Below are 26,225 nucleotides of genomic sequence, written 5' to 3'. Positions count from 1 at the left end.
GAGTGTCAGTCACCATCAACGTAGCTGACACACCGCCTTCGCGAGCAAGCCCGCTCCCACAGTGGGTTTTGGGGGATGGCGTGATCACCGCACAATCTTGTCCACATGAATCCCCAATTTTTTCAGCCGATACCAGAAGCTGCGCTCGGATATTCCGATCAACTGTGCCGCCGCTGCCTGCACGCCATTGCTCTGCTGCAAGGCTGCCAGGATATAACTTCGCTCAACCTCCGCCAGCGCCGCTTCCAGGTCCGCCGGCACGCCGTTGTGTTCAATCAGCACGCCACTGTCGGCGGGCCCTGAGGCAAACAGATACGCCGGCAAGTCATCTTCTTCAATCACCGACCCGCTCGCCACAATCGTTGCGCGTTCCACGCAATTTTGTAGCTCTCGGATATTCCCCGGCCACGAATAATTGGCCATGGCCTGCAATGCCGCGGCACTGAAACCGCTGAAGCGTTTACCCGCCGCAGCCCCGAGCGTATTAGCGAAATGCCGGGCCAGCGGGGCGATGTCTTCGACCCGTTCGCGCAGGGCCGGCAGCGGGATCGGGAACACGTTGAGGCGGTAATACAAATCTTCGCGAAACTCTTTGTTCGCCACCGCATCCAGCAAATTTTTGTTGGTCGCGGCGATCACTCGCACATCAACCTTGCGCTCCCGTGGATCGCCCACCGGCTCGATCACCCGTTCCTGCAACGCGCGTAAGATCTTCGCCTGCAACGCCAATGGCATCTCGCCGATTTCATCCAGAAACAGCGTGCCTTTATCAGCCTGCTGGAAACGTCCGACCCGATCCGCCACCGCGCCGGTAAACGCACCTTTGCGATGGCCGAACATTTCGCTTTCCAGCAAGCCTTCGGGGATGGCCGCGCAGTTGACCGCCACGAACGGTTTGTCGGCGCGGTTGCCGTGTTTGTGGATCGCCCGGGCGACCATTTCCTTGCCGGTGCCGCTTTCGCCGGTCAGCAGAATCGTTGCGTTGCTTTCCCGCACCGAATCGATCGCTTGCAGCACTCGGCGGAAACTCGGACTGTCGCCCACCAGACTGTCGATCTGCTGGTGTTCGTCGAGTTCGGCGCGCATGCGCTGGTTGTCTTTGAGGATGTCGCGAAATTGCAGGGCCTTGCTGACGGTGATGTCCAGTTCGTCGATGTCGAATGGCTTGGCGATGTAGTCGAACGCACCGTTGCGCATCGACTGCACGGCGTTTTTCACCGTGCTGTAGGCGGTCATGACGATCACCGGCAACTGCGGGAAACGGCTTTTGATTTCCGCGAGCAATTGCGGGCCGTCCATGCCGGGCATGCGCCAGTCACTGATCACCAGGTCGATGTCCTCGCACTCCAGCACCTTGAGCGCGTGCAGGCCGTTGCCGGCGGTGAACACGGTGATGCCGTTCTGACTCAGGGCCGATGCCAGCAGGTCGCAGAGCTTGGGCTCGTCGTCGACCACCAGTACGTTATGTGTCATCGCTCGCCTCGTCGAAGTCGTCGCCATGGGTCGGAATGTACAGACTGAACGTGGCGCCGGCATCTTTTTCGCTGGTGCACTCGATGTGCCCGTCATGGTTTTCCATGATCGAAAACACCTTGGCCAGACCGAGGCCGGTGCCGGACGCCTTGGTGGTCACGAACGGGGTGAAGATCCGCTCCAGCATGTCCGGCTCGATGCCCTGGCCGGTGTCCGCGACGCTGATGATGGTGTGGGTGGTGTCGCGGTGGATGCCCAGGGTCAGGTGACCGCCGTCGGGCATGGCGTCGATGGCGTTGACGATCAGGTTCAGCCCGGCTTGCTTGAGCTGGCGCGCATCGGCGTACAGGGTCGCGCCCGGCGCCTGATCGTCGATGTGCACCTCGATGTTGTGGCTGGCCAGTTCCGGGGCGCAGAAGCCGACCAGCTCATCCACCAGCGGTCGCGCCGGTTGTGTCGAGCGCAGCGGCGCGCTGGGTTTGGCGAAGTCGAGGAAATCGGTGATCAGGTCATTGATGCGGCTGACCTCGCTGACCACGTATTCCAGATGCCGCTTGTCGGTCTCCGGCAAATCCGCACGTCGATGCAGCAGTTGGGTCGCGGTCTTGATGATGCCCAGCGGGTTGCGGATTTCATGGGCCAGGCCCATCGCAACTTCCCCCAGTGCATGCAAGCGGTCGCGGCGGCGCAGTTGTGATTCCAGGTGTTGCAACTCGCCCAGGCGTTCGCTCATGTGGTTGAAGGTGCTGCTCAACTCGGCCAGTTCATCGCCACCGGTGACTGGCAAGCGCTGGCGATAATCCCCGGCAATCACCGCTTGCACGCCTTTGGACAGACCGCGCAACGGTTGGGTCAGGCGCTGTGAAACCAGCCAGCCGACACCGAGGGACGCGGCTGAGCTGAGCAGGAAAATCAGGATGAACAGGTTGCTCTGGTTCACCAGCCCCACCAGGCTGGTATGGCGCAGCAAACCACTGAAAATCACGCCTTGCAGTTCGCCGTTTTCATTGAGGATCGGCCGGTAGATGCCGCTGTAGCGACTGGTGAATTGTTCGGTCGGCTGCTTGGTGGTACGCAGGATCTGTTCGATTTTTTCCGGCACCGCCGCCGGGTGATCCTCGAAACGCTGACTGGAGAAAATTTCGGAAAAGTCATTGCCCTTGGCCAGGTACAAACGCAAATCCAGCGAGTGCACATCGGAAACGCTGGTCAGGAAGCTGTTGTCGAGGTAGGTGGCGATCACCAGTTTGTAATCGACGCCGTCCTGTGCGGTTTCAAAGGTCGACACCACGGTGCCGGTCGCCACGCCGCCGATTTGCAAGGTTTGCATCACCGCTTTGGGCGCGGTGCTGATCTGCCGCACGATGTCATCGGCGGCGGTACTGAACACCACTTTGTGATCGCTGTTGCGCACCAGGGCGACCACGTCGATGCCCATGGAATCGGCAATGTCGGTGGTCAGCCGGTCATGGCGTAGCGAAACCTTATCGATGGGTGGCTGGGTGTAGCGCAGAAACAACTGCGCGGCCCTGGCGTTATCCCGCAGGATTTCGCTGATCTCGTCTTCGACGATCTTGGTCGATTCCTGCAGCCAGATGCGCACGTTGCTGTCGAAAATCTGCGACAGGGTGGTGGCCGCCAGTTCCGCGGCGATCATGGTCGGGATCACGCTGACCAGCCAGAAGGCCAGGACCAGTTTGCGTTGCAGGCTCCAGCCGGAGAGGGCGAAAGGGCGGGGGTTGGCGGGTCGGTATTTGGTCATCGGGTTTCGCTTGTCGAAAGCCATGGCGGGAGAAATCGTGAGGCCTGGATCAATACAGTAGCCGACATTGCCCCGCCGGTGGCGACCCGTCTGCAACCGGGTTCGCCACGGGCTCAGGCCAGTTGTCGATATTCCCGGCGTAGAGGTTGCGGGGTGGTTCGCTGTTGAATGAAACGTTGCTGGATGAAGTCCACGCTCAGTTCGATCACCCGGCGGTATTGCAGGTCGACGGTGATCATGTGATAGCAGTCGTCCAGCAACACCTTGACCACCGGCCCGCCGAGTTTGCGCTCGACATAATCAGCGTTCCAGCGGCTGGTGATGTCGTCTTCGATGGAGTGCAGCACCAACGCCTGGGTGGTGATCGACGGCATGCATTTTTTCACCACAGCGTTGAGGCGGTGCAACTCGCGCACGGTGACGCCTTCCATGGTCAGCAAACCCGCCTCGCTGCTTTCGCCGTCCTTCATCTGCCGCTCGACGATGGCCCGCAGGCGTTCATTCTTGATGCCGTAGGGCGGTTTTTCTTCGAAGCTGCACAAGTGCACGCCGAACGGGATGCGCATCAGCAACGGCGTGAGGAACGCCAGTTTGTTGATGCTCCAGCCGTCGTAGCGCAGGGTCGTGGAATACAGCAGCAAGCCTTCGATCTGTCCCGGATGTTCGGCGGCCAGATACATCGACAGCACCGCGCCCATGGACAAGCCGCCGACGAACACATGCTCGTGCTTGCGTCGCACGCCGACGAAGGTGTTGCGCGCGCTTTCGTACCAGTCGCGCCAGCCAGTGGCTTGCAGGTCGGCGTTACCCCCGCAGTGGCCGGCCAGGGTCGGCACGTAGACCGTGTGCCCGGCTTTCGCCAGGCCCATGGCCACCCGACGGAGTTCCGTCGGGGTGCCGGTGAGGCCGTGGATCAACAGCACCGCGACCTCGCCCGAGCCGAGAACGAAACCGGCGCTGCCTTCGCCCATGTCGATCTCGTCGTGATTCATCGTTTCATGGCCCGATGCAGGAGGCGGTCAAGAAGGGCCAGGCCCAGGTCAATTTCCGGGTAGCTGATTTCCAGCGACGGGGCCAGGGTGATCACGTTCTTGTAGTAACCGCCCACGTCGAGGATCAGACCCAGGCGTTTACCGTCGATTTCGATGTCGCCCTTCATGCCTTCGTCGACCATGAAATCCAGGGTCGCCTTGTCCGGGGTGAAACCGTCCGGGCCACAGATTTCGCAGCGCAGGGCCAGGCCCAGGCCGTCGACGTCGCCGATGATCGGGTAACGTTTCTGCAAGTCTTTCAGGCCTTCAAGGAAGTATTTGCCCTTGGCCATGACCATCGCGCCGTAATCGACTTCGCTGGTCATCTTGAACATTTCCAGGCCGACCGCAGTGCCCAGCGGATTCGATGCGAACGTCGAGTGCGTCGAACCCGGCGGGAAGATTTTCGGGTTGATCAGCTCTTCCTTGGCCCAGATGCCGCCCAGGGGGTTGAGGCCGTTGGTCAGCGCCTTGCCGAAGACGATCACGTCCGGTTTGACGTCGAAGTGCTCGATCGACCACAGCTTGCCGGTGCGCCAGAAGCCCATCTGGATTTCATCGACCACCATCAAAATGCCGTGCTGGTCCAGCACATGCTTGAGTTCGCTGTAGAAGTTCATCGGCGGGATCACGTAGCCGCCGGTGCCCTGGATCGGCTCGACGTAGAAGGCTGCGTATTCGCTCTGGCCGACTTTCGGGTCCCAGACACCGTTGTATTCGGTCTCGAACAGGCGGGCGAATTGCTGCACGCAATGGCTGCCGTATTCTTCCTTGGTCATGCCTTTCGGGCCACGGAAGTGGTACGGGAACGGGATGAAGTTGGCGCGCTCGCCGAAGTGGCCGTAGCGACGGCGATAGCGGTAGCTGGAGGTGATCGACGACGCGCCGAGCGTACGGCCGTGGTAGCCGCCTTCGAAGGCGAACATCAGGCTCTTGCCGTTGGTGGCGTTGCGCACGACTTTCAGCGAGTCCTCGATGGACTGCGAACCGCCGACGTTGAAGTGCACGCGACCGTCGAGGCCGAATTTTTTCTTGGCATCAACGGCGATCATTTCCGAAAGCTCGATCTTGCCTTTGTGCAGGTACTGGCTGGCGATCTGCGGCAGGGTGTCGATCTGCTGTTTCAGTGCGTTGTTCAGGCGCGGGTTGGCGTAGCCGAAGTTGACCGCCGAGTACCACATTTGCAGGTCGAGGTAGGCCTGGTCTTCGGTGTCCCACACGTACGAGCCTTCGCAGCGGCTGAAGATGCGCGGCGGGTCGATGTAGTGGACGGTGTCGCCGTAGGAGCAATATTTGGCTTCTTTATCCAGAAGGATCTGGTCTTCGGCGGTAGCGATTCGAATATCAGACATGATGGAAGAGTTCCTGTGTTTCGACGTTGAAAGGGGTAGTGTTGGCGGCGCTGGCGACTGGCAGTCTGGCGAGCAGGGCCGGGAGTTCGGCGAAGCTGTCGAAGCGGGCGTAGGCGATGCCGTTGCGTTCGCAGTGCTCGGCCAAGCGATCCTTGGCGAACACGAAATCGGCCGTGGCGGCCACGCACATGTCCGACTGACCGTCACCGATCACCAGCACCCGTTTGGTCTTGGGCGTGGACTTGCATTTGCAGTTGCCGGACGCGGCGCGGCAGGCGTCGCTGGAATACGGGAAGTCGATGCGCCAGCTCTCGTGGCCGAGTTGGCGCAAGCGGTTGGCGAGGATCGGCAGCAGGGTCACGTAGTTGCGCGCGAGGATCCGCGCAATGCCTTGCTCGATGCCGTCGCTGACCACTTCGAGAGTGGCGCCGAGGCCGATCACGTGGTCGACGAAGTCGGGGAAGTCCGGGTCTATTTCGATCGTGTCGAAAAACGCGAGCAGTTCGGTCGGCGTGGCCTTGACCAGCGAGAGCTGGCGGCTGAGGCATTCACGGGAACCGATGTCGCCTTGCAGCCACTCGTTTTCGATCGCTTCCCAGCTCGGGTCGGCGAAGCGCTGGAGGATGCTGTCGATCACGTCGGTGCGGGTGATGGTCCCGTCGAAATCACACACGATATGCCAATCATTCATCTGCATTACCTATTGGGGCAGGGCGCGCTGTTTGCGCTTGCAGAAGGGGTAGAGCAGGGACTGTGCCAATCGGGTTTGGCCCCGTGATTACGGGGTTTTGGCGGGTATCTGCTTAGGCGAAGCTACAATTTTTGTAGGTCGCTACAAACAACATGAGTGCTTGCGCAGGGAGGGCGAAAAGAGGATTGATGCGCGCATATCTTGTTAAGGAAAGACCTCATGTCGAGGATTACTGTTGCTCTGTTTGCGGCGCTGACGTGCTTGTCAGCCAATGTCCTGGCCGATGGCATCACCGGTGAGGCCGGAGCAGGGCTGAGCTATCAACCCCACGACCCGACCGGCAGCCGCCATGAAGTCCGGCCGGTGCCGTATCTCGATCTGGACTGGGGCGATGTCAGCCTCAGTACCGATGATGGGCTGACCTGGAGCGCGTTGAAAACCAACGGTTTCAGCGCCGGGCCGTTCCTCAATTATTTGCCGGGGCGTACCGCCAATGGCAGTTTGCAGGGTTTGCACGATGTGCCGGACATGGGCGTCGTCGGTGGGTTCGTGCAGTACGCCCCGGCTGATTTCTGGCGGGTGTTTGCGACCGTGGGCGAAGCGGTTGGCGGGCCTCAGAGCGTGGTCGGACGCTTGGGTGGCGAGATCGGTTATCCACTGGGTGGCGGGGTGATCGGCAGCAGCAACCTGACTGCACACTTTGCCGATGCGCAGCAGAATCAGGCGTTTTTTGGTGTGGGCGCTTCGGAGTCGCAAGCGTCGGGTATCGCCCGGTACAACGCCGGGGGCGGTTTGCAGAATGTGGCGTTGACCCAGAGCTTTGAGTTTCCGCTGGCAACCCATTGGTCGTTGTTGACCAGTGCCAGTTGGATTCACCTGACGGGCTCGGCGGCGGATAGCAGCATTGTCAAACAGGTCGGGCAGCAGGATCAGGGGGAAGTGCAGGCGGCGGTGGCTTATAAGTTTGACTAGGAAATCTCATTGGCCGGGCTGACGTCTTCGCGAGCAAGCCCGCTCCCACAGGAGGTCGCGTTCCAATGTGGGAGCGGGCTTGCTCGCGAAGGCGCCCTTGAGTGCAACAGAGATTCAGGCTTGTTCGCCTTCAGCCAACAACGCAATCCCCCCGATAATCACCGCCACCCCGATCCAGTGCAGCAAGCTGATCTGCTCACCCAACCCTAGCCACGACCCCAGCAACACCCCGACAAACACCAGCGAACTCAGGGGGAACGCCAGGGACAAACTGCTGCGCCGCAAGATCAGCATCCACACAAAGAACGCACCGATCCCGCAGCCCACCGCAAACAGCACACCGGGGTCGACGATCACGGCTTGCAGCCAATGCAGGGTAAACGTCATCTGGCCCAACTGATCGCCGCCGACCTTGGTCGCAATCTGCCCGGCACTTTCCAGGGTAATCAACAGCGCCCAGAGCACCACCGTGCCGAGTCGCCCGTGCAGCCAACCCATCGGTTCAGAATCACGCATGGCCGGCACACGCGAGCATCACGCCCACCGTAATCACCAGCGTCGCGAGCCAGCGTCGACGGCTGACGGTTTCGCCGAGCACCACTTTGCCCGCCAGTACCACGCCGCAATAGGCCAGGGCTCCGGCCGGGAATAACAGGCTCAGCGGCGCCCTCGACAAGGCTTCGAGCCAGACGAAAAACTCCAGGGCATAGGCGCCGATCCCGCACCACAGCAGCGGCGCATTGAACACCTGGCCCCAGAACGCGTTCAGCCGAAAACCGCCTTCAAGTTCCGGCAAGCGGTCGAGTCCGAGCTTGAAACAGAGCTGGCCGATCACATCCAGCACGATGGAAAACGCCACCAGCACAATGACGGTGAAGGTCATGGGCGCGGTGCCTTTTGAAAACTGTTCACGGTCAGGAATTCCCCATGGCAAATCCTCCCGGACACCGGCGTCATCGAGCATGAAGGCCGGCCGGAGAGGGCATTGGGGGTAAATGCAAGCGTCGGGCCAGCCGACACGTCGAGTAACGGGTGCGATAACTATGTACCGCACGGCGTGGTCGCCGAATCCTTCTAATGCAGCCATCAACGGTGAGGATCGGCCTCGCCGAGCGCATGACCAGGCCCACGGATGGACAGACAACCCGGCAAATTCGCAACAATCCACGACCTACGTTTCGATGCCCTCAAGGACCGGCCGCGCCGCGACGAGCGCTTGTTTCTGGCCGCTTCGGCGCGCTGGGAAGATTGTCGCCAGCAGTTACTTGAACTCATGGCGGACTCGCCGCAGGTCCGCAGTTCGATTTCCCGCAACGCTGCGCCCGCGCAGTTGCTGGAGCAACTCAAAGGCCTGGAGGTGAGAATCCGGCTGAGCCAGCAATGGGACGCCTGGTGGACAGCGCGGGCGCCAGGCACGGCGGTGTCGCGGTGGGAGCGGGCGACGCAATTGTTTCGCGCGCACTTCGACGCCGCCGCGCAGTTGACCTTCGCACAAGGGCAGGCGGATGCAGAGCCATTGAAGGCACAGCAAACGCTGGCCGACAGCTCCCAACACGATCCAGTGCTGGCGGCCGTCACGCGCTGGCGTACGCATTGCCTCGAAGCCCAACTGGAACGCCTGCGTCGGACCCGTGAAGGCAGCGTCGCGGAACAAGTCGCCACGGCGCTGGAAGACGCGGATGAACTGGATCGGCAGCGCCGCACCCAAGTTTTTTTTACCGCGCCACCGGGTGGCAGAGAGTTCGCGTCGGACGACGATGAGGACGCCACCTTGCTGTTCGGTGCGCTGGATGCCGACGTGACCTTGGGCGATCGCCGCCGCGCACTGGAACAGCAACGACTGGCCATCGAAACCTTGCTCGATGATGCCCACGGCGTACCGGATCGAAACCGTCTGCTGCCGCTTCAGGAACACTTCGACGCGCTGCACCGCGCCGAAGAAGAAGCCAACACCGCCGCCACCGCGTTGCTCAACCGCAGCCCGGCCACGCGAATGCTGGAACTGCGCCAGCGGCCCAACGCGCATTACGCTGCGTTGTATCAGGCCCGGCTCGCGGGCTTGCGAGCCGAAGCCGCGGTGCAACGGGCTGTTGCAGCACCTCAGCGACGAAGAACACGCTTGGCTCGAGGCCGTACTGGATAACCCCAAGCGCGCCGACCGTACGTTGACCGTGACCGCCGCCCGTTTGAGCCTGTCACTCGGTGACGCGGAGCATGGCGCGCTGGACGGACCGTTGGTCATCACCCGTGAAGGTTCGGGCCACAGCTTGCTGCTTTACTGGCCCGGCAGTTCTGGTGGGTTGCAACGGTTTGAATCCCGTCGGGCACTGGAACAGGCCGTCTTCAAACTGCACGCCATCGACCCCGGGCTGACCTTGCACCTGACACCCGTGGACAGCGATCCCTTCGAGCAGGGCTTGCAGAACCAGTTGTATGCCTGTGAACAGCAAGTCGCCGCATTACTGACCGACTACCCGGCGCCATCCCATTCGGAACAGCGCCGGGTCGAACTGGAAAAATGCGTACTGGAAACCGTCGATGCACTTGGCGTGTCGGTGCATGAAATTCGCGAACAGGCCTACGCGGACATCCTCGAACTGCAGCAGACCCACGCCCTGGCCGGGCACTTGCCGCAATGGCTCGGTCGCGCGTCCGCCCCTGAACGCTCGCGGCTCAAGGCGTCGATCAAGGCATTTATCGCGGCGATGAAACGCTCCCATGAACTGATCGAGCGCGACCTGCCGCACCGCGATGATTTCAATCGCAAGCGCGTGGATGAACGTCTGCGCCAGGACTTTTCGCTCAAGCACGACTTCAGCATCACCCTCGACCTGCCGGACTCGACCACTTGGCAAAGGATCGTGGTGGAGGGGGCGGCGCCAGGTACGCCGCAGAAGAGTATTTTGATTGCCAGTGCCCAGCGCAGCCGGTTATCGATTGCCCAACTGGCGAACATCAATATCGATCAGGCGCTGTGGTGGCGAATGACGTTCATGAAGGTCGAGGTCAGAAACGATTCGACAGCTGAACGCGCCGCACTGATCTACGGCATCACACCGTCATACCTGCGCGCACTGGCGACCGACTTGGACCTGGCCGGGCACTACGAGGGGCTGATTTACCGCGCGTTCATGGGCTCGTCGACGGCGACCGCATTCAGTAACGAGTATCGCCGTGAATGCCTGGTCGAACCCTTCCGCCTGATGCTGAACCTGCGCGGCGATTCGGTCCTGTTGCAACGTCATATTGAAGCGGACGGCTGGCAGATTCTGCGCACCGCTATCGACGCCAGTTCCGCGCAAGCGTTCGCCGCCAATGGCCAACGCATTGTGTTGCGCCCGGCCAGCCTGACCGTCGGCGGGGCCGATACCCAGGACGGCGCGACCGGATTGTCGGGGGTGACGTTTATCGAAGAACAGGTTAGCGGGGTGACGTTGCTGTACCTGCCCGACAGTCCTGACAATCGGTTTTTCTATCAGCGCGCCACACTGGAATTGGCCCGTGAGCTGCTGTTCAACCTGTGCCTGCGCCCGGAGATGGTCGATTACCTGGCGGGCCGCGCCTTGAAGGGCGATCACAGCCGTCATCTCAGTCGAATCAACCAGGCGCGCAAGATCAATTACGACGCCTTGATCGGCGCAGCCGAGCCGTGGCCGGCGACCACCTCGCTGGCGGCGCATCTGCTCAACGCCCACATGGGCCGTCTGATCGAAGCGCACCGTGCGACGTCGCGCTCCAACACCGCGTTGTACCTGGAGCACTACGCTTTGCAGGGAGGGGTAATGTTCAATTACCTGAAAATGGCCATGGGCATGGTGCCGTTCGTGGGCGGCGCGATTGCCCTTTACGACGCCTGGGACAGCGCCAATCAGGCGGTCGCGGCGTTCTTGCGTGGCGAAGTGGGGCATGGCCTGGCGCAACTTGAATCGGTGCTGTTGTCGCTGATCGACGCGGCCATGGACATCTTGCCCGGTGTTGCCGCGGGGCCGAGCCTGGCCCGAGGATTGACCCGGCAACGTCAGGCGAACCGCGTCGCCACGTTCCATCGCCCGACCTTGCGCAAGGCCCGGCGGCTGCAGGACCGGTTCGAGGGCTATGAATACGAGGGGGAGATTTCCCTGGCCGGCCTGCAGTCGGCGAGCGAAGGCCTTTATCGCAATGTGTTCCGGCACCCCCTCGGCGACTTCATTATTCATCAGGGGCGGATTTATCAGGTGCGGTTGCTGGACCGCACCCTGCGCCTGTTCGGCACCCGGCGCCGTGCCTACCAGCAGCCGATCGCCCTGAACGAGGCGGGGCGCTGGGACACTTATTTCGCCGTACACGGCACGTTGTTCGATCAGGGACTGGCGGGAGGCGGCAATCTGGCCGGGCATCTGGCCGACAGCGTTGCGCCGATCTGGCCTGCGTTCATTCGTCGATGGTTGCCGCGCTGGTTGACGGATCAGGCTGCCCGGCATCAGCGCCGGCTGGAAAATACGATTGATGGCCTGTCGCTGCAAATCGACGGCCAGCATCGAAACCACAATGCGGCCCTCCAGCGCTATTTTGACAGTGATGATGCTGGTCGTCGCTTGACCCGGGATGCGATCGACGCGGGATGTGCCAGCGATATTGCACTGGCCACCCAGCGTTATACCCAGGCCAGTGAGTTGCTGCCCCTGAGCCGTGGTAATCGACGCCAGGGCACCCAGGAAATTTTAAGCCAGTCGGCGATGGTGGTGGTCGAACGGACCCTGCACCGCACCGATCTGTCCCGGGATCGATGCCTGTTTTACTTGGCCGACATCAACGCCATTACCGAACAGATGAGTCATTTGCCGGCCGGCAGCGTCCAGGCCACCTTGCACTTTGGCCGGCAAATAAGGTTGTTGCGCACGAAGATGATCCACGAAATGCAACAGATTGACGCCCACATGGAGCAGCTCGATCTGTGGCGTCGGCGGATGAAAGTTCGCGCGGACAAGTCCAAGGTTGCCGAAGACCTGGAACGAATGGACACGCTGTTGTCCGAAGCCCAGCGTGATTACATCAAGACCCTGAACCATTTGCCCATGGTCACTCGCTACGACCGGATGTTCGACCCGTCGTGGGCGTACCTGCATGAGCGGGTGGGACTGGCCCGGGCCAAGGTTTTCGAGGCGCTGAACACGCAAAACAGCCTGCCGGATGTCCTGGCCAATGTGCATCGGCGCAACCAGATATTGAACGAGTGCCTGGAGGTGTACGAACAGTTTGCCCGCGACCTCAGAGTGTGGACGGCGGGTTATGGGCAGCACTTCGACTTGACGTGGGTGGCGCCGACGCTGGACCAGTTGAACAAGATGAGCCGCCATGCGCGCCACGGCATCAAGAACGGCATCAAGCCGTCCGCGAATGCGAAAAACAGTGGCAAGGAAATCTTTGAAACCGATGGCAATCGCCTGCTGGTCGGCACCAAAGAGGTCGATCTGATGACCCGGCAGACCCGCTTTACGATTGCCGGCGAAGACGGACAGGTTGAGCACTGGTTGCCTTCGAGCGCCGGCAAGTACCGACGCCAGGTGCCAGCGAGCCCTCTGCAGCCAGACACCTTCGTCAGCCGTCAGGTGGTGCTGGCCGAAGCGCGGCAGCGTCTGGCGGCGCTGGATGAGTACCGGTTGAAGGTCGATGGTTATGCGCGTCAGAACATGTTGCCGGTCGACCTTGAATACATGCTGACCAGCGAAGCGGCGGAATTGCGCTTGCGCGCACAGCGGATCGGCCGGGTGGCGGCGCAGGACCCGCTCATCGCGCAACTGAATGCCAAGGCGCAGGGCTTGATCCAGAAAGGACGTGAGATGCGGATTTCGCAAACATTGAAAAGCAGGACGCCAACCGAGGGCTACCTGGACTATTTGCAGCAAGCGGCGATTCCCGGAGAACCCCTGATTGAAATCCGCAAGGTCGGTACCTTGGTTGACCTGGGCAGGCGTGCCGATGGCCGACCGGACTTTTTGCAAGAATTCGAAATACTCGATTTGACCCAGAGCGCGCCACGCCCCGTGTGGTATGCGCATTTTCATTACGGATCGGCCAACCCGGTGTTCAACCGGTTTGAAAAGGCGCACTTGAAAACCCCCGAGCAGCGCAACCTCGGTTTGAAGTGGCAGCAAAAACAGGCCGAAAGCGGAGCGGTGGTCGATCCGATCTGGCGCGGACCGATCAGCAAGCCGTTGGCGATCCAGTATTTCGAGGGGGTGTTCTAAATGTGGTGGGTCAGCTGTGCAACCTGACCCACACCGACACCAGCACGCTGGCCGCCATCAACCAGGCCACCGCCGCCACGGCCAGCGAAGCTTCCAGGCGCATGCGGTCGACCATCACATACAACGTGGCCAGGTACACGAAGTACGGGATGATCGACCACATGCCAAACACGATGGTGGTCTTCAAGTCGTCCAGCGAACGGCCCTTGCCGACGATGTAGTGCGCGATCAGGGCGAAGGTCGGGAACAGCGGCACCAACCCGGCGATGTAATAGTTTTTGGTCTTGGCCAGCGCGGCGAGGATCAGCACCACCGCCGCGCCGAGGGCGGCTTTGAGTATCAGGTCCATCAGTGGCTCAGCCCGTACTTTTTGACTTTGTCGAACAGCGTGGTCTTGGCCATTCCCAGTTCCAGGCTGGCCTGGGTCAGGTTGCCGCCGCTGCGCTGCAAGGCGTCGTTCAGCAAGTTGCGTTCAAAGGCTTCCACCGCTTCGGCGAAAGCCAGGCCCTGATTGCTGCCGCTGGCGCCGGACTTTTTGAAGGCCGGCAAGCCGAGGGCGAAACGCTCGGCGACGTTGCGCAATTCCCGCACGTTGCCCGGCCAGTCGTGGCTCATCAGGTTGGAGAGGGTCTGGTTATCCAGCTCCGGCACCGCGCGGTCGAAGCGCAGGGATGACTGCTGCAGGAAGTGTTCGAACAGTTGCAGGATGTCTTCGCGACGTTCCCGCAGCGGTGGCAATTCCAGGGTCACCACGTTGAGGCGGTAATACAGGTCGCTGCGGAATTCGCCCTTTTTGCTCGACTCGTCCAGGTCGGACTTGGTCGCCGCAATCACCCGGCAATCCACGGCTACGCTCTGGTTCGAACCGAGGCGTTCGAGGGTGCGTTCCTGCAACACCCGCAGCAGTTTGATCTGCAATGGCAGGGGCATGCTTTCCACTTCATCGAGGAACAGCGTTCCGCCATCGGCGTGTTCGATCTTGCCGATCCGCCGTTTGCCGGCGCCGGTAAAAGCATTGGCTTCGTGGCCGAAGATTTCGCTTTCGAACAGGTTTTCCGGGAGGCCGCCGCAGTTCAGCGCGACAAACTGTTTGGTGTGGCGCCGACTGAAATCATGCAGGCAGCGGGCGACCAGTTCCTTGCCGGTGCCGGTTTCGCCTTCGATCAGCACGTTGGCCGATGTGTCGGCGACGTTGGCGATCAGTTCCCGCAGGTTCTGCATGGCCGGCGAACGACCGATGATCCGGCCTTCCAGGGAATCCCGCTCCGCCAGTTGCCGACGCAGCGACGAGACTTCCCGAGCCAGGCTGCGTTGCTCCAGGGCGCGGCGGGCCACGTCCACCAGGCGTTCCGGGGAGAAGGGTTTCTCCATGAAATCGTAGGCGCCTTTCTGCATCGCGCCGACCGCCATGGAGATGTCGCCATGACCGGTGATCAGCACCACCGGCAGACTGCGGTCGCGCGCCTTGAGGCGGGTCAGCAGTTCGAGGCCATCGATGCCCGGCAGGCGGATGTCGCTGATGACGATCCCGGCAAAGTTGTCGCCGACCCGCTCCAGGGCTTCTTCGGCACTGCCGACGCCGACGCAGGGAATGTCTTCCAGGGTCAGCGCCTGTTGGCAGCCGAGCAGCACATGGGGGTCGTCTTCGACGATCAGTACACTAAGGTCGTTGTTCATATTGGCTCGGCGGGAGTGGGGCTTACCAACGGTAAACTGAGGACGAAGGTGGTACCACCGCTGGCCGGGTGCTCGACACCCAAGTGACCGCCGGTGGCCGCGGCCAGGCTGGCGGAGAGGGTCAGGCCGAGGCCCAGGCCCTGTTCGCCGGGTTTGGTGGTGAAGAACGGTTCAAACAGATGCTTGCGCGCTTCGGCGTCGATACCGTGGCCGTTGTCGCGTACCCGCAGGCGATATTTGCCGTCGTACTCTTCGCCTTCCAGCCATAGCGCCGGCAGTGGTTGGGCTTGCATGGCGTCGAGGGCGTTGCCGATCAGGTTGACCAGGATTTGCTCCAACCGGGTCTGATCGATCTGCACTTGCACGTCTTTGAAATCGCGATGCAGGTCCAGATGCGCGCTTTCCATGCGGCTGCCGAGCAACTGCAACGCCGCGTCCACGGCTTTGCCGAGACTGGCCTGGCCCTTGTCATCACCGCGCTTGGCGAAGGAGCGCAGGCTGGCGGTGATGCGGCCCATGCGGTCGATCAATTCGTTGATGGTTTTCAGGTTGGTGCTGGCGACGTCCAGTTGACCGCGCTCCAGGAAGCGCACGGTGTTGCCGGACAAGGTCCGCAGCGCGGCCAGTGGCTGGTTCAATTCGTGGGCGATACTGGTCGACATTTGGCCGATGGCCGCCAGTTTGCCGGCCTGGACCAGTTCATCCTGGGCCCGGCGCAACGTCTCTTCGGCCTGGCGCCTTTCGCGGATCTGGCCCTTGAGCCGTTCGTTGCTGGCGCGCAGGTCAGTGGTGCGTTCGGTAATCCGACGCTCCAGTTGATTGTTGGCTTCCTGCAAGGCTTCCCGGGCGGCGAGGCGGGTGGCGATAACCTTGCGCCGCTCGTTCCAGGCGATCAGCAGGAACGCCACCAGGGCAAACGCCACCGCCACCAGAATCCCCTGATTAACCGCCTCCCGGCGCAAATCCGCCAGGGGCGTGAGCAGGGTGAAATTCCACGGTGTGTCGCTCAAGGGCCGGGTCTGGGCCAGGTAGGTGATGTCCTGTTCGTCGGAGGCCAGTTCACTGTTGGCGGGGAAGGTCAGTTTCTCCACGCCTTCAGCCAGGGTTTCCCGGGCCAGCGGTTGCAATTCGTTCAGCGGGAACCAGTAGTACTGCAGGCTGCGGGCGAGTTTTTCCTTGGTTTCGTCGCTCAGCGGCACCACGGATTTGAGCCGCCGTGCCGGATCGCTGGAGAGAATGATGATGCCGTTCTCGTCGCTGACGAAGGCCTCGAGGCGGGCACGCTGCCAGCGTTCCTCCATGGCTTCCAGCCGAACCTTGACCACGGCGACGCCGATGATCTTGCCGTGTTCTTCCAGGCCGTGGGCCAGGTAATAACCGGGTTCGCCGTTGGTGCTGCCGATGCCGTAGAAGCGCCCCGGCTGACCGCGCACGGCGTTCTGGAAATAGGCGCGGAAGGACAGGTCTTCACCGAGGTAACTGTCGACATCGCGCCAGTTGCTGGTGGCCAGCACGCGGCCGGTAGTGTCCATGACGTAGATGGCCCGACTGCGGCTGCGCCGGTTCAGGCCTTCGAGGTAATCGTTGACCGTTTGCCGGGTTTCCGGGGTCGGGTCGTCCAGCAGCTGTGAAACACTCGATTCGAGTTCCAGCAGGCTGGGCAGGTAGGTGTACTTGCTGATCTCGCTCTCGACGGCGCGGGCGTGCAGTTCCAACTGACGCTGGCCGTTCTCGCTGAGGCTGCGGATCCCGTAGTGTTCACTGACCCAGAAGCCGATATAACCCAACCCGATCATCAGGGCGATGACCAGCGGCGGCAGGAACAGATGGCGAATCAGACGGGGTTTCACGGCGAGTGATGGCGGCGCTGCGCGATAGAGAGTGGGGTCGCATTTCATCACAGATGCCTTGGGTCAACCACAACACTTGCTTGTGAATCGCCGCAGTCCCTTGTGGGAGCGGGCTTGCTCGCGAAAGCGGTGTATCTGTCACATCGATGTCGAATGTGCCGCCGTCTTCGCGAGCAAGCCCGCTCCCACAGGTGGGGAGCGGTGCCTTTCTTAGTGCTGCAAAATCTTCTCAAGGAAGTGCTGCGCACGTTCGGAGCGGGCGCTGATGTCGCCGAAGAACTCTTCTTTCGGACAGTCTTCGATGATCTTGCCCTGGTCCATGAAGATCACGCGGTCGGCCACTTTGCGGGCGAAGCCCATTTCGTGGGTCACGCACATCATGGTCATGCCTTCGTGGGCCAGGTGCACCATCACGTCGAGCACTTCGTTGACCATTTCCGGGTCCAGCGCCGAGGTCGGTTCGTCGAACAGCATGACGATCGGGTCCATCGCCAGCGCACGGGCAATCGCCACACGCTGTTGCTGACCACCGGAGAGTTGGCCGGGGTGCTTGTGGGCGTGGGCCGACAAGCCGACGCGCTCCAGCAGTTGCAGGCCTTTCTTGGTGGCTTCTTCCTTGCTGCGGCCCAACACCTTGATCTGCGCGATGGTCAGGTTTTCGGTGATGGACAGGTGCGGGAACAGTTCGAAATGCTGGAACACCATGCCAACGCGCGAACGCAATTTCGGCAGGTCGGTCTTCGGGTCGGCGATGGACGTGCCATCGACTACCACGTCGCCTTTCTGGAACGGTTCCAGGGCGTTGACGCATTTGATCAGGGTCGATTTGCCCGAGCCGGAAGGCCCGCACACCACGATCACTTCGCCTTTTTTGACCTCGGTGCTGCAATCAGTCAGCACCTGGAAGTCGCCATACCACTTGTTGATGTTCTTGATAGAGATCATACGGCAAACCTTTTTTGCAGACGCTTGACCAGCAGCGAGGCGGCAAAGCTGATTGTGAAGTACGTAAGCCCTGCGAAGATCAGGAACTCGTTGGAGCGACCGATGATGTCGCCACTGGCGCGGGAGGCATTGAGGAAGTCCACCAGGCCGACCGCGTACACCAGCGAGGTGTCCTGGAACAGGATGATGCTCTGTTGCAGCAACAGCGGGGTCATCTTGCGAAACGCTTGCGGCAGGATGATCAAGCGCATCATCTGGCCGTAGGTCATGCCCAAGGCCTGAGCAGCGCCCATCTGGCCCTTGGAAATCGACTGCACGCCAGCCCGGACGATTTCGCAGAAGTACGCGGCTTCGAACATCATGAACGCCACGATGCACGAGGCGAACGCCCCGATCGGCGTGTCTTCGCCGGTGATCCAGCGCAGCACGAACGGTACCGCCAGGTAGAACCAGGTGATCACCAGCAGCAACGGGATCGAACGAAAATAGTTAACGTAGGCGCCAGCAACGTTCGACAGCAGTTTGTTGTGGGACAGGCGCATCAGCGCCAGGATCGTGCCGAGGATGATCCCGCCGACCACGCCCAGTGCCATCAATTGCAGGGTCATGACCATGCCGTTCCACATGCCCGGCAGGGACGGAACGATGCCCGAGAAGTCGAATTCCATCATTTACCCCCTAGGGAGATCAGGCCCGGTACGGCGACTTTCTTCTCGACCAGGCGCATCAGCAACATCAGGCTCATGTTCAGGGTGAAGTAGATCAGCGTGGCCAGGGTGAACGCTTCGAACAGGTTGGCGGAGAACTCGGCGGTCTGCTTGGTCTGCGCGAGCAGCTCCATCAGGCCGATCAACGAGGCCACGGACGAGTTCTTGAACACGTTCAAAAATTCCGAGGTAAGCGGCGGAATAATGATCCGGTAGGCCTGGGGCAGCAGCACGTTCCAGTAGATCTGCGGCAGCTTGAAGCCCATGGCGCGGGCGGCGGATTCCTGGCCGCGGGGCAGCGCCTGGATGCCGGTGCGCACTTGTTCGCAGACCCGAGCTGCAGTGAACAGACCCAGGCACACGACAACGCTCAGGTAGGCCGAGGTGGTCGGGTTCAGGTCTTGTTTGTACCAGTCCTGCAGGTTTTGCGGCAGCAGGTCGGGCACCAGGAAGTACCAGATGAACAGCTGAACCAGCAGCGGCACGTTACGGAAGAGTTCGACGTAGCAGGTCGCGATGCCCGATACGACGCGGTTCGGCACGGTACGCATGACACCCAGGATCGAGCCCAGCGTCAGCGCGATAATCCAGGCCACGACGGCGATGGCGATGGTCCAGCCCAAGCCGGAGATGAACCAGTCGAGATAAGTCTCGCTGCCCACGCCGGTGGACTTGAAGAACACGCCCCAGTCCCAGTTGTAATTCATTAGGGTCTCCCCTCGGATCGATCAATGTACAAGTGCCCGCCTGGGGAAGCTCCGTTCCCGCCTGATCTTGAAGGTCAGGCACACGCGATCGGCTCGACAGCCACCGGTTCGAGTGTTTCCAAAAAATGCCAGCAGGGAGTGACAAACCCCTGAAAGGGCAGTGGCCCTTTCAGGAGATAAGGTTAGTCAGGAATCAGGATTTCTTGTCGTCAGCCGCTTTGTCGGTCGGATTGGCGATCAGGGCCTTGAGCTCGTCGCTCATCGGGAAGTTCAGGTTCAGGCCTTTTGGCGGAATTGGCTGCATGAACCACTTGTCGTAGATCTTGTTGATCTCGCCCGAAGCGTAGGTGGCCTTGATGGCGTCATCCACGGCCTTCTTGAACGGCTCGTCGCCCTTGCGAACCATGCAGCCGTAGATTTCGTAGGACTGTGGAGTGCCGGTAACGGCCCAGTCATCAGCCTTCTTGGCTTTGGCGGCTTCACCGGCCAGCAAGGCGTCGTCCATCATGAAGGCAACAGCGCGGCCCGATTCCAGCATCTGGAAGGACTCGCCGTGGTCTTTGGCGGAGATGACGTTCATGCCCATCTGCTTGTCGGCGTTCATCGACTTGAGGATGCGCTCGGACGTGGTGCCCGCGGTGGTCACGACGTTTTTGCCTTTCAGGTCGTCGAAGTCTTTGTACGCGGAGCCTTTCTTGGACAGCAGGCGGGTACCGATTTCGAAGATGCCGACGGAGAAGTCAACTTGCTGCTGACGTTCTACGTTGTTGGTGGTGGAGCCGCACTCGACGTCCACGGTGCCGTTCTGCACCAGCGGGATACGGGTTTGCGAGGTGACCAGGTTGTATTTGACCTGCAGGTTCGGCAAGTCGAGGTCTTTCTTGATGGCTTCGACGATTTTCAGCTGGATATCGTGGGAGTAGCCCATCGGCTTGCCGGAGGCGTCCGCGATATAGGAAAACGGAATGGAAGCGTCACGATGCCCGAGGGTGATCACACCGGACTCTTTGATCTTCTTCAGTGTGCCGGTGAGTTCGGCAGCGAAAACTGGAGTGCTAATCAGAGCGGCAGCAATGGCTGCGCCCAGGATATGGGGAACGATGCGCATCAAATTTTCCTCGACATTGTTTTTTTTATGGAGCCAGTTCGTCGGCCCTTTTGTGCTTCGAATGCGTGGCGGCACCCGGAGGGTCGGCACGACAATACATTCGTCCAAGAGTGTAGAGCATGACTCGTGCCAGGCCAGGCGGTATGAGTCAAATCATTGATTTATAAGGGTATTAAATATTTGTGGCGTTGAATCTACCGCCGAGTAATCCGGTAAACCGAATCGACCGACGGGTCGTGTTCGGAAAACCGAATGCCATGCCTTGCACATAACCCTGTGGGAGCGGGCTTGCTCGCGAATGCGGTGTGTCATCTAAATCAATGTCGACTGACACACCGCGTTCGCGAGCAAGCCCGCTCCCACAGGGGATCTGTGTTGGGTTCAAGAATGCAAAAAGCCCCTGAATCTCACGATTCAGGGGCTTTTGTTTAACCGGTTTCCCGATCAGGCCGCTTCGATCTTGCTGCGGTTCTGAACAACCTTGCTCAGGTAATCCACCAGCTTCTGCTGTTCGTCCGGAGTGGTGAACAACCCGAGTTTGCTGCGACGCCACAGGATGTCGTGGGCGGTGGTGGCCCATTCTTCGCTGCACAGGTAATCGACTTCGCGGGTGTAGAGCCCGCCGCCGATGTGTTCGCCCAAGTCGCTGAGGTTCTGCACGCCTTCGAGCATGCGCCAGGTGCGGCTGCCGTAGGTGGTGGCCCAGCGGCGGGCGATCTCGGTAGGCACCCAATCGAAGGTGTCACGGATCTTCGCGCACAAGGCTTGTGGCGTGGTCATGTCTTCGCCGCCGGGCAGGGTGGCGGTCGCGGTCCAGCTTGGCTTGATCTGGGTGAAGTACGGGGCCAGTTGCGCCAGCGCCGATTCAGCCAGTTTGCGGTAGGTGGTCAGCTTGCCGCCGAACACCGACAACAACGGGGCTTCTTCACCACTGCCGGACAACGCCAGGGTGTAGTCGCGGGTCACGGCCGACGGGTTGTCGGATTCGTCGTTGCACAGCGGACGTACACCGGAATAGCTGTGCAGGATGTCGTCGCGGCTGACTTGCTTCTTGAAGTGGGCATTGACCACTTTGAGCAGGTAATCGGTTTCGCCTTCGGTGATCGCCACTTTTGCCGGGTCGCCGGTGTATTCGCGGTCGGTGGTGCCGATCAGGGTGAAGTGGTTCAGGTACGGAATGGTGAAGACGATGCGCTGATCTTCGTTTTGCAGAATGTGTGCGTGTTCGCCTTCGTACAGTTTCGGCACGATCAGGTGGCTGCCCTGGATCAGGCGGATGCCGTAAGGCGAATCCATTTTCAAGTCGTCACGAATGAACTTGGCGACCCATGGGCCGGCGGCGTTCACCAGCGCCTTGGCGCGAATCGAAAACAGGCTGCCATCGGCACGTTCCAGGTTCAGGTGCCACAGGCCTTTGGCGCGACGGGCGCTGACGCAACGGGTCTGTGTGTGAACGTGGGCGCCTTTCTCGCGAGCGGCCATGGCGTTCAGGACCACGAGGCGGGCATCGTCGACCCAGCAATCGGAATATTCGAAGCCTTTGGTGATTTCGCTTTTCAACGGGCTGTTCGGGCCGAACTTCAGGCTTTTCGAGCCTTCCAGTTTTTCCCGCTTGCCCAAGTGGTCATAAAGGAACAGGCCGGCGCGGATCATCCACGCTGGACGCAGGTGCGGGCGGTGCGGCAACACGAAGCGCATCTGCTTGACGATGTGCGGGGCCTTGGCCAACAGCACTTCGCGTTCGGCCAGGGCTTCGCGCACCAGGCGGAATTCGTAATGTTCTAGGTAGCGCAGGCCGCCGTGGATCAGCTTGCTGCTGGCCGACGAGGTGTGGCTGGCCAGATCGTCTTTTTCACAAAGGAACACCGAAAGGCCGCGACCGGCGGCATCCGCTGCGATCCCCACGCCATTGATCCCACCACCGATGACGGCGATATCGTAGACCTCGGCGAGAGGGGGCGTAGGCAAGGTAGAAGTGGGCATCGGCTGGCCTCGGGCTTTTATGATTTTCGATATTGGAATTCGAACATTAATGTTCATTTGCGAAAATGGTAGCCCATAAAGCCGCCCACAGCCAGTCAACTTCGATTGAAAATACTGATCGAAGGGCGGTTAAAGGAAAATTTACGAACATTTAGATGTGCGGAAAGCCGCAGACGGTGTGTCGCCTGGGCGCGCGTATTCGCGAGCAAGCCCGCTCCCACAAGGGTTGCGCGGAACCTGTGGGAGCGGGCTTGCTCGCGAAGGCGCCAGTGCAGACGCCGAATAAGGAGGAGCGGCTTAAACCACTTCGAGCCGAATCTTGTGCTGACTCAACAACTGCGCCAACGCCGGCACGGGTTGCTGATCGGTCACGAGACAGTCGATCAGGCTGATCGGCCCCAAACGAATCATGGCGTTGCGCCCGAATTTGCTGGAGTCCGCTGCCAGAATTACTTGTCGCGCATTGGCAATAATCGCCTGGGACACCCGCACTTCCTGATAATCGAAGTCGAGCAGGCTGCCGTCTTCATCGATACCGCTGATGCCAACCAGAGCAAAATCCACTTTGAACTGGTTAATGAAATCGACACTCGCCTGACCCACCACGCCGCCGTCACGCCGCACATTGCCACCGGTCAACAGAACGTCAAAGTCGTCCTTGGCGCTGAGCATCGAGGCCACGTGCAGGTTGTTGGTGATGATTTTCAGGTGATTGTGGTTGAGCAACGCCCGGGCAATCGATTCGGTGGTGGTGCCGATATTGATGAACAGCGAGGCATGGTCGGGAATCTGTGCCGCAATGGCTTCGCCGATACGCTGCTTTTCATCGCGCATCTGGTCGGCACGCATGGCGTAGGCGGTGTTCTCGACACTGGAATCGTAGGCCGCGCCGCCGTGGTAGCGACGCAACAAATTGGCTTCCGCGAGCTGATTGATATCGCGGCGGATGGTTTGCGGTGTAACGACGAACAGCGTAGCCATTTCCTCGATGCTGACATAGCCGCGTTCGCGGACCAGTTCGAGGATTTGCTGCTGACGGGGAGGCAGATTCATGGGGCTTCCTTTGGGCTGCCGTGCAAAATTTGCCCATGATGCCGCAGGAATCCGCTCCCTACCAGTTACAACCGGATACGAGTCCGGTCCTTGGCTTATTCAGCCCCTTCGTGCGGCTCCCAATCGCGGGTGCGGCTGACGGCTTTTTTCCAGCCGGCGTAGAGTTTTTCCTTCGCGCTTTCTTCCAGGGCCGGTTCGAACTCGCGCTCGATCACTGCCTTGCCGCGCAACTCGTCCAGGCTGCCCCAGAAGCCGCACGCCAGGCCGGCCAGGTAAGCGGCGCCCAGTGCCGTGGTTTCGCGCATTTGCGGACGCTCGACCTGGGTGCCGAGGATGTCGGCCTGGAACTGCATGAGGAAGTTGTTCGCCACCGCACCGCCGTCCACACGCAGGGACTTGAGGCGTTCGCCGGAGTCCTGTTGCATGGCGTCGAGCACGTCACGGGTTTGATAAGCGATCGATTCCAGCGCGGCACGAATGATGTGATCCACGCGCACGCCACGGGTCAGGCCGAACAAAGCGCCACGGGCATACGGGTCCCAGTACGGCGCGCCCAGACCGGTGAAGGCCGGCACCAGATACACGCCGTTGCTGTCCTTGACCTTGCTGGCGAAGTATTCGGTGTCGGTGGCATCGGCAATGATCTTCAGTTCGTCACGCAGCCACTGCACGGTGGAACCGCCGTTGAACACTGCGCCTTCCAGCGCGTAGGCCACTTCGCCTTTCGGGCCGCAAGCGATGGTGGTCAGCATCCCGTGCTTGGACTTCACGGCTTTGTCGCCGGTGTTCATCAGCAGGAAGCAGCCGGTGCCGTAGGTGTTTTTCGCCTGGCCGGGCTCGACGCACATCTGACCGAACAGCGCCGCTTGCTGGTCGCCGGCGATACCGCCGATGGCAATGCCGCTTTTGGTGTGGCCGTAGATTTCCGACGACGATTTAACTTCCGGCAACATCTCACGGGGGATGTCGAGGATCTCCAGCATCTTCGCGTCCCACTCCAGCGAGTGGATGTTGAAGAGCATGGTGCGCGAGGCGTTGGTGTAGTCGGTAACGTGGACTTTGCCGCCGGTAAATTTCCAGATCAGCCAGCTGTCGACGGTGCCGAACAGCAGTTCGCCGTTGCGCGCACGTTCGCGGCTGCCTTCGACGTTGTCGAGGATCCACTTGAGCTTGGTGCCGGAGAAGTACGGGTCAGTCACAAGACCAGTGGTTTCGCTGATGTATTGCTCGTGGCCATCGCGCTTGAGCTGTTGGCAGATCTCGGTGCTGCGGCGGCACTGCCAGACGATCGCGTTGTAGATCGGGCGGCCGGTGGTCTTGTCCCAGACCACGGTGGTTTCACGCTGGTTGGTGATGCCGATGGCGGCAACCTGGTCGTGATGCAGGCCGGCTTGAGCCAGGGCCTCGACCATCACGGCGCTTTGGGTCGCGAAGATTTCCATCGGGTCATGTTCGACCCAACCGGCTTGCGGGTAATGCTGCACGAACTCGCGTTGTGCAGTGCAGACCACGTTCGCGTCACGGTCGAAAATGATCGCGCGGGAGCTGGTCGTACCCTGATCGAGGGCAATGATGTAGTTCTTATTCTGAATATCGGTCATGTCGATTGCCTTGGACGAAATAAGGAGTGAGGTCAGGCGCGGGATCAAAGGGCAGGATCACGCGCCAACGGTATCAAGAAGTTCTTGGTTTGCCGTCAATGGCCGGTGTTGCGTCCTTTGTAGCAGGTTCGGTGCCTGGCAGATGACGGGCAATCAGCCCGCGATATGCAGCAGCGCCGAGGCAGGCACCGACAATCGGTGCAAAAATCGGAATCAGGAAATACGGGATATCGCGCCCGCCGGTGAAGGAAATTTCACCCCAGCCAGTAAAGAAAGTCATCAGCTTAGGACCGAAATCACGCGCTGGGTTCATCGCGAAACCGGTCAGTGGGCCCATGGAGCTGCCAATCACCGCAATCAGCAGGCCGATCAGCAGTGGCGCCAGCGGACCCTTCGGCAGGCCGTTGTTGTCGTCGGTCAGGGACATGATCACGCCCATCAGGATGGCGGTGATGATCACTTCGACCAGGAACGCCTGGGCCGTGGACAGGGCCGGGTGCGGGAAGGTGGAGAACACCGACGCCAGCTCAAGGCTTGCCTGGGTGCCACGAACCATATGGTGAGTTTGTTCGTAATCGAAGAATAAATTGCTGTAGAGCGTGTAAACCAACAACGCTCCGCAGAACGCGCCAGCGACCTGGGCGAGGATGTAGAAGGGCAGTTTGCGTTTTTCGAAATCGGCGAAAATGCTCAACGCGATACTGACGGCAGGATTGAGGTGAGCCCCGGACACACCGGCGGTCAGGTAGATCGCCATGCTGACGCCAACGCCCCAGATGATACTGATTTCCCAAAGCCCGAAGCTGGCACCCGCGACCTTGAGCGCAGCAACGCAACCCGTCCCGAAAAAGATCAACAGTGCAGTGCCCAGGAATTCGGCCATGCATTGGCTCGAGAGTGGCGGTTGTTTCAAAGCAGTTGTCATCGAAAACCTCTTTTTTGTTGTTGTCTGGCGCCTTGTCATCTTGGTCAAGGCGCGATTTTCACCGCGTCAGGATCCCCATCCTGATTTTGGTTTACTGCCGAGTACTACTTCGGGATCATTCCTACAGTATTCGCAAACGAAAAAATATAGACAAGAAACGC

Annotated in this window: 21 protein-coding genes; 3 read left to right on the top strand and 18 right to left on the bottom strand. The window is 60.6% G+C overall.

Annotated features, from left to right (window positions below):
- Window positions 1–84 precede the first annotated feature (84 nt).
- The 5 genes from ACIQY3_RS13195 to ACIQY3_RS13175 all read right to left on the bottom strand — a co-directional run bounded on the left by ACIQY3_RS13195 (window position 85) and on the right by ACIQY3_RS13175 (window position 6,309).
- Complete coding sequence (locus ACIQY3_RS13195; RefSeq protein ID WP_403019863.1) at window positions 85–1,473, bottom strand: sigma-54-dependent transcriptional regulator; 1,389 nt, start codon at window positions 1,471–1,473, stop codon at window positions 85–87.
- Window positions 1,463–3,235 (bottom strand): ATP-binding protein, encoded by a 1,773-nt coding sequence (locus ACIQY3_RS13190; RefSeq protein ID WP_403019861.1) that lies wholly within the window; start codon window positions 3,233–3,235, stop codon window positions 1,463–1,465. The genes ACIQY3_RS13195 and ACIQY3_RS13190 overlap by 11 nt, the downstream gene beginning before the upstream one ends.
- Window positions 3,236–3,348: 113 nt before the next feature.
- Window positions 3,349–4,227, bottom strand: coding sequence for an alpha/beta hydrolase (locus ACIQY3_RS13185; RefSeq protein WP_403019859.1), 879 nt, complete (start codon window positions 4,225–4,227; stop codon window positions 3,349–3,351).
- Window positions 4,224–5,618 carry an aspartate aminotransferase family protein gene (locus ACIQY3_RS13180; protein WP_054045244.1) on the bottom strand — a complete coding sequence of 465 codons (1,395 nt, stop codon included), beginning with the start codon at window positions 5,616–5,618 and terminating at the stop codon, window positions 4,224–4,226. Before ACIQY3_RS13180 ends, ACIQY3_RS13185 begins: the two co-directional genes overlap by 4 nt.
- Window positions 5,611–6,309, bottom strand: coding sequence for an HAD-IB family phosphatase (locus ACIQY3_RS13175; RefSeq protein WP_403019857.1), 699 nt, complete (start codon window positions 6,307–6,309; stop codon window positions 5,611–5,613). The genes ACIQY3_RS13180 and ACIQY3_RS13175 overlap by 8 nt, the downstream gene beginning before the upstream one ends.
- 219 nt (window positions 6,310–6,528) lie before the next feature.
- On the opposite strand from ACIQY3_RS13175, the gene ACIQY3_RS13170 reads away from it, so the two are divergent.
- Window positions 6,529–7,281 carry a MipA/OmpV family protein gene (locus ACIQY3_RS13170; protein ID WP_403019856.1) on the top strand — a complete coding sequence of 251 codons (753 nt, stop codon included), beginning with the start codon at window positions 6,529–6,531 and terminating at the stop codon, window positions 7,279–7,281.
- Between the two features lie 114 nt (window positions 7,282–7,395).
- Here ACIQY3_RS13170 and ACIQY3_RS13165 read toward each other — a convergent pair whose 3' ends face one another.
- Together ACIQY3_RS13165 and ACIQY3_RS13160 are read right to left on the bottom strand one after the other, a co-directional pair.
- Window positions 7,396–7,797, bottom strand: coding sequence for an EamA family transporter (locus tag ACIQY3_RS13165; protein ID WP_403019855.1), 402 nt, complete (start codon window positions 7,795–7,797; stop codon window positions 7,396–7,398).
- Window positions 7,790–8,164: a transporter gene (locus tag ACIQY3_RS13160; protein ID WP_054045237.1), complete on the bottom strand. Its 375-nt coding sequence runs from the start codon at window positions 8,162–8,164 to the stop codon at window positions 7,790–7,792. Before ACIQY3_RS13160 ends, ACIQY3_RS13165 begins: the two co-directional genes overlap by 8 nt.
- Window positions 8,165–8,413: 249 nt before the next feature.
- Here ACIQY3_RS13160 and ACIQY3_RS13155 point away from each other — a divergent pair, with 249 nt between their 5' ends.
- Both ACIQY3_RS13155 and ACIQY3_RS13150 read left to right on the top strand, forming a co-directional pair.
- Window positions 8,414–9,424, top strand: coding sequence for a hypothetical protein (locus ACIQY3_RS13155; RefSeq protein WP_403019852.1), 1,011 nt, complete (start codon window positions 8,414–8,416; stop codon window positions 9,422–9,424).
- Window positions 9,372–13,508: a dermonecrotic toxin domain-containing protein gene (locus ACIQY3_RS13150; protein WP_403019851.1), complete on the top strand. Its 4,137-nt coding sequence runs from the start codon at window positions 9,372–9,374 to the stop codon at window positions 13,506–13,508. The genes ACIQY3_RS13155 and ACIQY3_RS13150 overlap by 53 nt, the downstream gene beginning before the upstream one ends.
- 10 nt (window positions 13,509–13,518) lie before the next feature.
- Here the strand turns inward: ACIQY3_RS13150 and ACIQY3_RS13145 are convergent, their stop codons facing one another.
- From ACIQY3_RS13145 to ACIQY3_RS13095, 11 genes are all read right to left on the bottom strand, one after another.
- Window positions 13,519–13,848 (bottom strand): GlpM family protein, encoded by a 330-nt coding sequence (locus ACIQY3_RS13145; protein ID WP_403019983.1) that lies wholly within the window; start codon window positions 13,846–13,848, stop codon window positions 13,519–13,521.
- Window positions 13,849–13,856: 8 nt separating this feature from the next.
- The gene (locus ACIQY3_RS13140; RefSeq protein WP_054045232.1) at window positions 13,857–15,185 is read right to left on the bottom strand and encodes a sigma-54 dependent transcriptional regulator; all 1,329 of its coding nucleotides are present in this window, start codon (window positions 15,183–15,185) and stop codon (window positions 13,857–13,859) included.
- On the bottom strand, window positions 15,182–17,083 hold the full coding sequence (locus tag ACIQY3_RS13135) for an ATP-binding protein (RefSeq protein WP_403019850.1): 1,902 nt from the start codon (window positions 17,081–17,083) through the stop codon (window positions 15,182–15,184). Before ACIQY3_RS13135 ends, ACIQY3_RS13140 begins: the two co-directional genes overlap by 4 nt.
- Window positions 17,084–17,245: 162 nt before the next feature.
- A complete protein-coding gene (locus tag ACIQY3_RS13130) occupies window positions 17,246–17,980 on the bottom strand; it encodes an amino acid ABC transporter ATP-binding protein (RefSeq protein ID WP_403019847.1) in 735 nt (244 codons plus the stop codon).
- Window positions 17,977–18,648 (bottom strand): amino acid ABC transporter permease, encoded by a 672-nt coding sequence (locus ACIQY3_RS13125; RefSeq protein WP_403019846.1) that lies wholly within the window; start codon window positions 18,646–18,648, stop codon window positions 17,977–17,979. Before ACIQY3_RS13125 ends, ACIQY3_RS13130 begins: the two co-directional genes overlap by 4 nt.
- Entirely contained in the window at window positions 18,648–19,394 is a 747-nt protein-coding gene (locus ACIQY3_RS13120) for an amino acid ABC transporter permease (protein ID WP_265040648.1), read from the bottom strand. The genes ACIQY3_RS13125 and ACIQY3_RS13120 overlap by 1 nt, the downstream gene beginning before the upstream one ends.
- 193 nt (window positions 19,395–19,587) lie before the next feature.
- Window positions 19,588–20,502, bottom strand: a complete 915-nt coding sequence (locus ACIQY3_RS13115) for a glutamate/aspartate ABC transporter substrate-binding protein (RefSeq protein ID WP_403019844.1) — start codon at window positions 20,500–20,502, stop codon at window positions 19,588–19,590.
- Between the two features lie 444 nt (window positions 20,503–20,946).
- Window positions 20,947–22,485, bottom strand: coding sequence for a glycerol-3-phosphate dehydrogenase (glpD, locus tag ACIQY3_RS13110; protein ID WP_403019842.1), 1,539 nt, complete (start codon window positions 22,483–22,485; stop codon window positions 20,947–20,949).
- A 297-nt stretch (window positions 22,486–22,782) separates the two neighbouring features.
- Window positions 22,783–23,538, bottom strand: coding sequence for a DeoR/GlpR family transcriptional regulator (locus ACIQY3_RS13105; RefSeq protein WP_007916700.1), 756 nt, complete (start codon window positions 23,536–23,538; stop codon window positions 22,783–22,785).
- A gap of 95 nt (window positions 23,539–23,633) precedes the next feature.
- Complete coding sequence (gene glpK, locus ACIQY3_RS13100) at window positions 23,634–25,139, bottom strand: glycerol kinase GlpK (protein ID WP_403019840.1); 1,506 nt, start codon at window positions 25,137–25,139, stop codon at window positions 23,634–23,636.
- Window positions 25,140–25,212: 73 nt separating this feature from the next.
- Window positions 25,213–26,064 (bottom strand): MIP/aquaporin family protein, encoded by an 852-nt coding sequence (locus ACIQY3_RS13095; protein ID WP_054045218.1) that lies wholly within the window; start codon window positions 26,062–26,064, stop codon window positions 25,213–25,215.
- Window positions 26,065–26,225 lie beyond the last annotated feature (161 nt).

It is taken from the genome of Pseudomonas sp. NPDC096950 (assembly GCF_044762525.1).
Lineage (GTDB): Bacteria > Pseudomonadota > Gammaproteobacteria > Pseudomonadales > Pseudomonadaceae > Aquipseudomonas.
This window is presented reverse-complemented; position numbering and strand designations above follow the sequence as displayed.

Bases quoted from the DNA above. Each gene is read 5' to 3' on its own strand.
- ACIQY3_RS13195 (WP_403019863.1), bottom strand. From the start codon at position 1,473: ATGACACATAACGTACTGGTGGTCGACGACGAGCCCAAGCTCTGCGAC.
- ACIQY3_RS13190 (WP_403019861.1), bottom strand. From the start codon at position 3,235: ATGACCAAATACCGACCCGCCAACCCCCGCCCTTTCGCCCTCTCCGGC.
- ACIQY3_RS13185 (WP_403019859.1), bottom strand. From the start codon at position 4,227: ATGAATCACGACGAGATCGACATGGGCGAAGGCAGCGCCGGTTTCGTT.
- ACIQY3_RS13180 (WP_054045244.1), bottom strand. From the start codon at position 5,618: ATGTCTGATATTCGAATCGCTACCGCCGAAGACCAGATCCTTCTGGAT.
- ACIQY3_RS13175 (WP_403019857.1), bottom strand. From the start codon at position 6,309: ATGAATGATTGGCATATCGTGTGTGATTTCGACGGGACCATCACCCGC.
- ACIQY3_RS13170 (WP_403019856.1), top strand. From the start codon at position 6,529: ATGTCGAGGATTACTGTTGCTCTGTTTGCGGCGCTGACGTGCTTGTCA.
- ACIQY3_RS13165 (WP_403019855.1), bottom strand. From the start codon at position 7,797: ATGCGTGATTCTGAACCGATGGGTTGGCTGCACGGGCGACTCGGCACG.
- ACIQY3_RS13160 (WP_054045237.1), bottom strand. From the start codon at position 8,164: ATGACCTTCACCGTCATTGTGCTGGTGGCGTTTTCCATCGTGCTGGAT.
- ACIQY3_RS13155 (WP_403019852.1), top strand. From the start codon at position 8,414: ATGGACAGACAACCCGGCAAATTCGCAACAATCCACGACCTACGTTTC.
- ACIQY3_RS13140 (WP_054045232.1), bottom strand. From the start codon at position 15,185: ATGAACAACGACCTTAGTGTACTGATCGTCGAAGACGACCCCCATGTG.
- ACIQY3_RS13135 (WP_403019850.1), bottom strand. From the start codon at position 17,083: ATGAAATGCGACCCCACTCTCTATCGCGCAGCGCCGCCATCACTCGCC.
- ACIQY3_RS13130 (WP_403019847.1), bottom strand. From the start codon at position 17,980: ATGATCTCTATCAAGAACATCAACAAGTGGTATGGCGACTTCCAGGTG.
- ACIQY3_RS13125 (WP_403019846.1), bottom strand. From the start codon at position 18,648: ATGGAATTCGACTTCTCGGGCATCGTTCCGTCCCTGCCGGGCATGTGG.
- ACIQY3_RS13120 (WP_265040648.1), bottom strand. From the start codon at position 19,394: ATGAATTACAACTGGGACTGGGGCGTGTTCTTCAAGTCCACCGGCGTG.
- ACIQY3_RS13115 (WP_403019844.1), bottom strand. From the start codon at position 20,502: ATGCGCATCGTTCCCCATATCCTGGGCGCAGCCATTGCTGCCGCTCTG.
- glpD (WP_403019842.1), bottom strand. From the start codon at position 22,485: ATGCCCACTTCTACCTTGCCTACGCCCCCTCTCGCCGAGGTCTACGAT.
- ACIQY3_RS13105 (WP_007916700.1), bottom strand. From the start codon at position 23,538: ATGAATCTGCCTCCCCGTCAGCAGCAAATCCTCGAACTGGTCCGCGAA.
- glpK (WP_403019840.1), bottom strand. From the start codon at position 25,139: ATGACCGATATTCAGAATAAGAACTACATCATTGCCCTCGATCAGGGT.
- ACIQY3_RS13095 (WP_054045218.1), bottom strand. From the start codon at position 26,064: ATGACAACTGCTTTGAAACAACCGCCACTCTCGAGCCAATGCATGGCC.